The sequence below is a fragment of the Bradyrhizobium macuxiense genome, assembly GCF_001542415.1.
Classification (GTDB): domain Bacteria; phylum Pseudomonadota; class Alphaproteobacteria; order Rhizobiales; family Xanthobacteraceae; genus Bradyrhizobium; species Bradyrhizobium macuxiense.
In genome coordinates this window covers 53,404-60,616 of sequence record NZ_LNCU01000077.1, presented here as the reverse complement: position 1 = coordinate 60,616, position 7,213 = coordinate 53,404, and the positions used below count along the sequence as shown (strand labels likewise).

5 protein-coding genes are annotated in these 7,213 nt (G+C 64.8%); 2 read left to right on the top strand and 3 right to left on the bottom strand.

Annotated features, from left to right (window positions below; genetic code table 11):
- Both AS156_RS22455 and AS156_RS22450 read right to left on the bottom strand, forming a co-directional pair.
- Window positions 1-1,202, bottom strand: a 1,202-nt coding sequence (locus tag AS156_RS22455) for an SGNH/GDSL hydrolase family protein (RefSeq protein ID WP_066508783.1), incomplete at its 3' end; no start/stop codon positions are given.
- A gap of 248 nt (window positions 1,203-1,450) precedes the next feature.
- On the bottom strand, window positions 1,451-2,839 hold the full coding sequence (locus AS156_RS22450) for a lytic murein transglycosylase (RefSeq protein WP_066508782.1): 1,389 nt from the start codon (window positions 2,837-2,839) through the stop codon (window positions 1,451-1,453).
- Window positions 2,840-3,062: 223 nt separating this feature from the next.
- On the opposite strand from AS156_RS22450, the gene galU reads away from it, so the two are divergent.
- Window positions 3,063-3,938, top strand: coding sequence for a UTP--glucose-1-phosphate uridylyltransferase GalU (gene galU / locus AS156_RS22445; protein ID WP_066508781.1), 876 nt, complete (start codon window positions 3,063-3,065; stop codon window positions 3,936-3,938).
- 1,391 nt (window positions 3,939-5,329) lie between these two features.
- Here galU and AS156_RS22435 read toward each other — a convergent pair.
- Window positions 5,330-6,823 carry a sensor domain-containing diguanylate cyclase gene (locus tag AS156_RS22435; protein ID WP_066508775.1) on the bottom strand — a complete coding sequence of 498 codons (1,494 nt, stop codon included), beginning with the start codon at window positions 6,821-6,823 and terminating at the stop codon, window positions 5,330-5,332.
- 122 nt (window positions 6,824-6,945) lie between these two features.
- Between AS156_RS22435 and AS156_RS22430 the strand changes: the two genes are divergently transcribed.
- The gene (locus tag AS156_RS22430) at window positions 6,946-7,203 is read left to right on the top strand and encodes a DUF7662 domain-containing protein (protein WP_066508795.1); all 258 of its coding nucleotides are present in this window, start codon (window positions 6,946-6,948) and stop codon (window positions 7,201-7,203) included.
- Window positions 7,204-7,213 lie beyond the last annotated feature (10 nt).

The window sequence follows — 7,213 nt, the reverse complement described above, 5'->3', positions numbered from 1 at the left end:
GGCGGGGGCTTGCCGGGTTCAGTGCTGGTCTCGGGTGTCGTTGCAGGTTCGTTGGGCAGCGCGATCGGGCCGGAGCGCGCGGCCAGCAGGCGGTTCACCTCGCGCTCGACATAATGGGCGAGCTTGCGCGCGCCGGCCTTGGTGAAGAACACGCCGTCATAGGTGCGCAACACGCGGATCTGGCCCTCGAAGTCGGGGCCCTTCTGCAGGTAGCGACCGGACTCGTCGACGAAGCCGTCCCAGACATCGACATAGGTGATGCCGGCTTTGCCGGCCGCGTCGCGATACAGCGCGTCGAGGAACAGCATGTCGGAGGTGCCCTTCTGGCCGCGGATCGCGGGCAGGCCGACCCACAGCACCGGCACGCCCTTGCTCTTCAGCACGTTGATCATCTCCTCGATCTTCTTGCTGTAGAGTTCGACCCAGCGCTCGTCGCGGAATTCGTAGACGCCGTTGGGGTTGCGCGGGGCCTTTTCGGGCGCGGCCTGTGCGGCGTCGCTCTCGTCGTCGGGCGTCGGCTCGGCTTCGGCCGGCTTGTTGTCGGATTTGGCCGCGGCGTCCGGCTTGGCATCGCCGGGCTTCGCATCCGGCTTGGCGCGCGCGTCCTTTTTCTCGTCCTTCTTGTCGGTCTTCTTCTCCACCACCGGCTCGCGGATCGAGGTGCGGTCGTTGAGGCCGAGCATGACGACGATCGCGTCGGGATTTTCGTTGGCGAGAATGCCCTTCGCGGCGGCCGCCCAGTCCGCCGGATCGCCCTTGGGCTGATAATGGATCAGGCCGGACACCGTCTTGTGCTTGCGGATGACGCCCATGTCGGGCTGGTCGGAATAGGCATCCTCGAGGCCATAGGCGAGCCAGTCGGCCATGGCATCGCCGAGCACCAGCACATTGCGTTCCGCCGCGGCCTCGCGCTTGGCCGGGGCCGGGGCACGCGAGAAATCCTCGCGCGGCCGCTGCTGCTGCTGTTGTTGCGGCGCTTGCCGCTCCTGGAACGGCGCGAAGAAATCGCCTCCGAACCAGCCACCGCCGCCGCGCTGCGGGGCATGGCGCTGCGGGGGTGGTCCGCCGCCGAAGCCTGGGAAGTTGAAGAACTGCGCCGAAGCGGGCCCGGCGATGCCGAGCAACAGCACGATCGCAACCGCCAGCGCGGCCAGCGGACCGGCTTCGGTGAAGATGCGCAAAAACGATCTCGGCTTCGGCATTGAATTTCGGTCGCAATGGTCTGGAAGTGCCCAAGCATACTAGCGGAATCGGGCCGCAAGCGGGCAGCTTTTCCACCATAAATCGGGCCTCTCCGGGCGCCGTCAAGGTGCGGCGCAAATATCGGATTTCACGGTTACTTTTGGGGCGAGCCCGCGGGCTCACCTACCTCTCCCGCTTGCAAGCGGGAGAGGGCGCGCAATCTCCTCGCGGCGCGCGCGCTAAGCCGAAGATTCAGGCGGCTTTCGACCTACTGCCCCCGCAGCCGGTCCAGCACCTCGGAGGTGGCAAATCCATCGGCCGGAGCCCCGATCGAGACCTGGAAGCCGCGCAGCGCATCGCGGGTCAGGCCGCCGATCTGGCCGTCAGGGGTGCCCTTGTAGAAGCCGCGCTGGGCGAGCAGCTGCTGCAGTTCCAGTCGCTCGGCGCGCGACAGAACCCGTTCCTGGCGCGGCCAGGGCTGCACGAAGGGCGGCCCGCCCCGCAGGCGGTCGGCGAAATGCCCGATCGCGAGCGCATAGGCCTCCGCCGGGTTGTACTTCATGATGACCCGGAAATTCTGCAGCATCAGGAACGCCGGTCCCTCGGTGCCGGCCGGCGCCAGCAGATAGGCTTTTTCGGACGGCCGCGGGAACGTCTGGTTGTTGGCGCGCTTCAGGCCGAGATGCGCCCATTGCGACAGCGGCATTGCCTTGGCGCGGTCGGCCAGCATGTAGTTGAAGCCCTGGGGAACCACGACCTCGTAGCCCCAACTGGCGCCGTTCTGCCAGCCGTCCTTCTTCAGGTTGTTGGCGGTCGAGGCGATCAGGTCGGCCGGATTGTCGACGACGTCGCGGCGGCCGTCGCCATCGGCGTCGACGGCGTAACGCTTGAACGCGGTGGGCATGAACTGGGTCGGGCCGAACGCGCCGGCCCAGGAGCCCCGCATCTGCTCCGGGCGCAGGTCGCCGCGGTTGAGGATCTCCAGCGCCGACAGGAACTCGTCCTTGAAATAGGCCTGGCGGCGGCCGACGCAGGCGAGCGTCGCGGTCGACTGTACCACGCTGCGGTCGCCCATCTGGGTCGAGTAGTTCGACTCGATGCCCCAGATCGCCGCGATGATGTAGCGGTCGACGCCGTAGGCCCGCTCGGTCGCGTCAAATTGCGGCTTGTACTTCGCGAGGATCTCGCGGCCCTTGGCCAGTCGCGCGTCGCTCACGAGAATGTCGAGATAGTCCCAGATCGCCTTGGTGAATTCCGGCTGCGAATCGAGCAGGTCCATGATGCGCAAATCGGGCTGCAGGCCCGCGGTGAAGCGCTCGTAGTTCTCCTGCGTGATGTTCCGCCGTGCGGCATCTGGCCACATCGCGGCGATGCAGTTCGGAAAGTTCGCCGCCGCCTGGCGGATCGCGGCGGCGGTCATCAGCGGATGGCCGGATGCGCCGTCTTCCCCGCTCCATGGCGGCGCCGCGCCGTCCGGCCCGGTCGCGGCCTGCGGCGGCTGGTTCGCCCTTGAAAAGATACTGTCGATCAGGTCCGTCAGTCCGTTGCCCGCCGATTGGGCAAGGGCGCTGCGAGGGACCAGCAGAGGGCTCAGCAGCGACAACGCGATCGCAATCGCGCCGATTCGGTTGATTCTCGATGTTCCCGTCGACCGCATGTGATGCGCCTGCCAAAAAACGTGACGTTTCAGAAGGCCCCGTCACGGTTTCCAATCGCTTAACAAAGGCAAGAATTTGGTGCCGCCTCTGTTTGGCCGGCTGGAACGGCGGAAATATGCCGCATCGTACATCTGCCTTTCATCCGCCTTTGTTACCGGCTGCAAACCAGCTACCAAGGGGCGATTGCCTCTCCCACCCGTTTTCAAGGCATCCGATCATCCCATGAAAATCCGCAAAGCCGTCTTCCCCGTCGCCGGTCTCGGTACCCGTGTGCTGCCCGCCACCAAGGCGATGCCGAAGGAGATGTTGACCATCGTCGACAAGCCCTTGATCCAGTACGTGGTCGACGAAGCCAGGGAAGCCGGCATCGAGCACTTCGTGTTCGTGACCGGCCGCAACAAGGGCGTGATCGAGGACCATTTCGACCGCATGTTCGAGCTCGACACTACGCTCGCCCAGCGCGGCAAGAAGGTCGAGCAGGAGATCCTGGCGCAGAACCAGCCCGAAGCCGGCGCGATGAGCTTCACCCGGCAACAGGCGCCGCTGGGCCTGGGTCACGCCGTGTGGTGCGCGCGCGACATCGTCGGCAACGAGCCGTTCGCCGTGGTGCTGCCGGACGAGCTGGTGCTGAACACGCCGGGCTGCCTCAAGCAGATGATCGAGGCCGCAACCAAACTCGGCGAGAAATCGAACGTGCTCGCGGTCGAGGCGGTGCCCGACAACATGACCCATCAATACGGCATCTGCGGTGTCGGCAAACGCACCGGCAAGATCTTCGAGGTCGACGGCATGGTCGAGAAGCCGCCGCAGGGCACGGCGCCGTCCAACCTCTCGATCACCGGGCGCTACATCCTGCAGCCGGAGATCTTCAATATCCTGGCCAAGCAGGAGCGCGGCGCCGGCGGCGAAATCCAGCTCACCGACGCTATGATCGGGCTGGCGAAGACGCAGAAATTCTACGGCGTCGAGTTCGAGGGCGAGCGCCATGATTGCGGCTCGAAGGCCGGCTTCCTCCGCGCCAACATCGCCTTCGGCCTCAAGCGCGACGATCTGCGCGATGGCCTGCGCGCGGACATGAAGAAGTATCTGGAGAAGTGAGGCCACCGCGATCGTTGTCGTGAATCGCCGGTGAGGTGAGCACGCCGCTCAGGCTCCTCCCCTTGTGGGGGAGGGCTGGGGAGAGGGTAAGCTGCGGGCGAGATGATTGATGAGCGCAGCGTCCTCGCAATCTTCGTTCGCGCGTGTCGCCGTTCTGAATTCGGAGCGTGCACGCCGTGTGTCATCCTTCTCCCTAACCTCGAGAGCGAGCTTCGCTCGCCTCGGACTCCCACGAGTGGAGGGGGAACCCTTCCATGGTGCCTTACACGCCGATCACTGAGTTGCCCGACCTGGCAAGCCCCTGCAATAAAAATATTTCTGTTTATCAGAATTGCAATTCGGTGTATGAATCCCCCGTCTCACCCGATTGAGGGACGCGTCGCGATCGTCACGGGTGTTGCGGTGAGATGCGGTGGACGCCGATTGCGCAACTGACGAGTGCGCATGAGGCGGACGGCGAAGTCGTGCAGGCCTGACGCCCTAGTGGCAGGTGTCCGTTGCAAGACGCAATTTGAGTCTTGCAACAGCGGTGACAAGCAAGCCCAGTCTCGCCGGGGAGAGTACGTATAAGCCGTAACCCATCGCGCAGGGAAAGCCGGGATTGCTCCGGTTACACCTGTGGTCCTACCCCTGTGCTTTTTTCATTGCACAGGGCCCATGGGTGCGATCGGCACCCGGCTTTCCCTGCGCCCTCTGTTCAAGAGAGGGTGAAACGAAATGCAAAGCTCGGGCAAATCATGCCGCGAGAGCGCGAAGCTGTATCCCAAGCACTTCTGTCATCGCCCGGCTTGCCGCCTTCGCTAAAGCTTCGGCGCGCCAAGGATTTGTGGCCTCGTCGAAGCCTTGGCGTAGACGGGACCGGGCGACCAGTACGCCGCGGCCTCTCGGCTCAAGCATCGGCGTCTCTGGAATACTGGATCACCCGCTTTCGGCATGCGCGGGTGATGACAGGCTGTTTGATATGTAAATCGGAAAGTGCAGCGTCGTCATTGCGGAGCGCGCAGCGCCGCGGCAATCCAGTGTCTCCTCAAACATGCTCGCTCAGTCTGTTAAGCGGCTGCGCTCCTGTGGTGATCATCCGATGATCGGTGCTGCTCGGCTTTCCACGCGTCGAGGTCTCCGGGAAGCAGCTCGGGTTCGGGTTCTGCGCGCTTCCTTGGGCCGAAGGCCAGGCCAACCAGCCCAACCAAGACAAGGAGGGTTCCAGCAATGATCAACCAGTGCGGCAATTCCAACAATGGCATGGCGATATCCTGCTGCCGTTGATGAATAAGCACCCACGAAGGGCAGCGTACGCCTGCTGGCCGCCCGCCGCCATAGCCCTGATGGCTAACCCCGGCTCGGTCGCGACGCCGATCCGCCGGCAAGACGGTGCACGACGCGCCACAGCCTCACGCCACCAGCGCGATCTGCGGCACGCGTGCGAGCACAGACTGGTTGCGGCCGTTGGCCTTGGCGGCGTAGAGCGCCTTGTCGGCGGCTTCGACCAGGTCACCCCATTGCTGGCCCACCACAGGCTTCATGCTGGCGACGCCGATGCTGACGGTCGTGATGATCTCGCCCTCGCACCATTGCTCGACCTTCGCGCGGATCATCTCGGCGGTCTTGAACGCCTCGATCGCATCGGTGCCGGGGAGCAGCACCGCAAATTCCTCGCCGCCGAAGCGCGCGGCGCATTCGCCGGCGCGGCGCACCGCATCCGAAATGCAGATCGCGATTCCGACCAGCACCTGGTCGCCGGCCTGGTGCCCATAGGTGTCGTTGTAGGCCTTGAAATGATCGGCATCGATCATCATGAGCGCGATCGGGACGCCGTGCCGGATCGCACGGCGCCATTCGAGTTCGATCTCGGCGTCGAACTTGCGCCGGTTTCGGAGGCCGGTGAGCGCGTCGGTCGTCGCCATCTCCTCGAGCCTGTCCTCCGCGTCGGCGCGGCGGCCGATCTCGCGGGCGAGGAACAGCGCCGTCGAGAGCACGAACACGATCAGTGCCGCCATGATGGCGCCGATCCGGATCGCCTCGGTCCGCCACAGGTTGAAGATGCTTGCGAGCGGTTTGCCGACCACGACATGGAGCGGGCTCGCGCCGGTGCGCCGGACATAGAGCCGGGGCGTCGTGTCGATCGGGCCCTTGCCGGCAAACCAGCTGCCTTCCTTCAGGCGCTCGCGCGTCCAGCCTGCAGTGTCCGGCAGGGTCTTGCCGATGACGTCGAGGTCGAAGGGCGTGCGCATGATGATCGTGCGGTCGCTGCGCAGTACGGTGATGGTGTCGCCGGGCGTGAGATTCAACCGCCCGAACAGATCGTGGAAATAGCTGAAGCGGACCGAGCCGACCACGACACCGAGGAACTGGCCGCCCGCGCCGGTGATGCGCCGGCTCAGCACGATGGCATAGGCGCCGCGATGCAGCATCGGCCGGCTGATGAACAGCCCGACGTCGGGATGGTCGCGATGAACCGTGAAGTACTCCTCGTCGCGGCGGTTCTCCGGCTGCGGATCGAGGCTCGCGGCGTCGATGGTCAGGTTGCCATCCGCGTTGAACACCTGGATTGCGCCGAAATGCTTCGCGCTCGCGGCGTGATCGAACAGGATCAGATGCCGGACTTCCTTGCTGACATTGCTGGTCTCCGGCGTCTCGAGATTGCTGGCGACTGCGCGCAGCGACAGGTCGTAGAGCTCGATGTTGCGGCTGATGTCGGCGTCGATGCCTGAGGCGAGGTTCTCCAGCGTCTGTCGGGCCAGTTCTTCCTCGCCGCGGCGCATGTCGAGCATCACGCTGGCGCAGATCGCGGAGAAGCCGATGACGGTCGCGACCGACGAGGCGATTAGCAGCTTTGCCGATAGCCGCGGGCGCCGCCTTCCGTCCCGTCCCCGTCGAAATGGCATGTTTCGCTCCAAAGCGCCGTCATGCGTCCGGATATCTTGTCGTGTTCTTAAATGGCGACAGCGCTCGCCGAATGAGTTAACGGGTGGTTGCGGGAATTTCGGATATTGTCATCGAGGACGCTGTGAACGACTACGACGCGCTGCGGGATTACCTGAAAAAGCAGCATCTCCCCGAATTCGTGCTGACCTTCGACGAGATCGAGGCGATCATCGATGCGGCGCTGCCGCGCGCCGCGCATCGGGCGTCGTGGTGGGACTCATTGCGCAGCCCGCAGGAGAAGATGCCGCAGCGCGAAGCCTGTCTCGACGGCGGCTACATCGCCACGCGCCAGGCCGACGGCAAGAGCGTCAAGTTCAAGCGCATCCCGAAGCCGCGTTAGCTCGCGGCCT

Coding starts and splice junctions, on each gene's coding strand:
- galU (WP_066508781.1), top strand. CDS start 3,063: ATGAAAATCCGCAAAGCCGTCTTCCCCGTCGCCGGTCTCGGTACCCGT.
- AS156_RS22435 (WP_066508775.1), bottom strand. CDS start 6,823: ATGCCATTTCGACGGGGACGGGACGGAAGGCGGCGCCCGCGGCTATCG.
- AS156_RS22450 (WP_066508782.1), bottom strand. CDS start 2,839: ATGCGGTCGACGGGAACATCGAGAATCAACCGAATCGGCGCGATTGCG.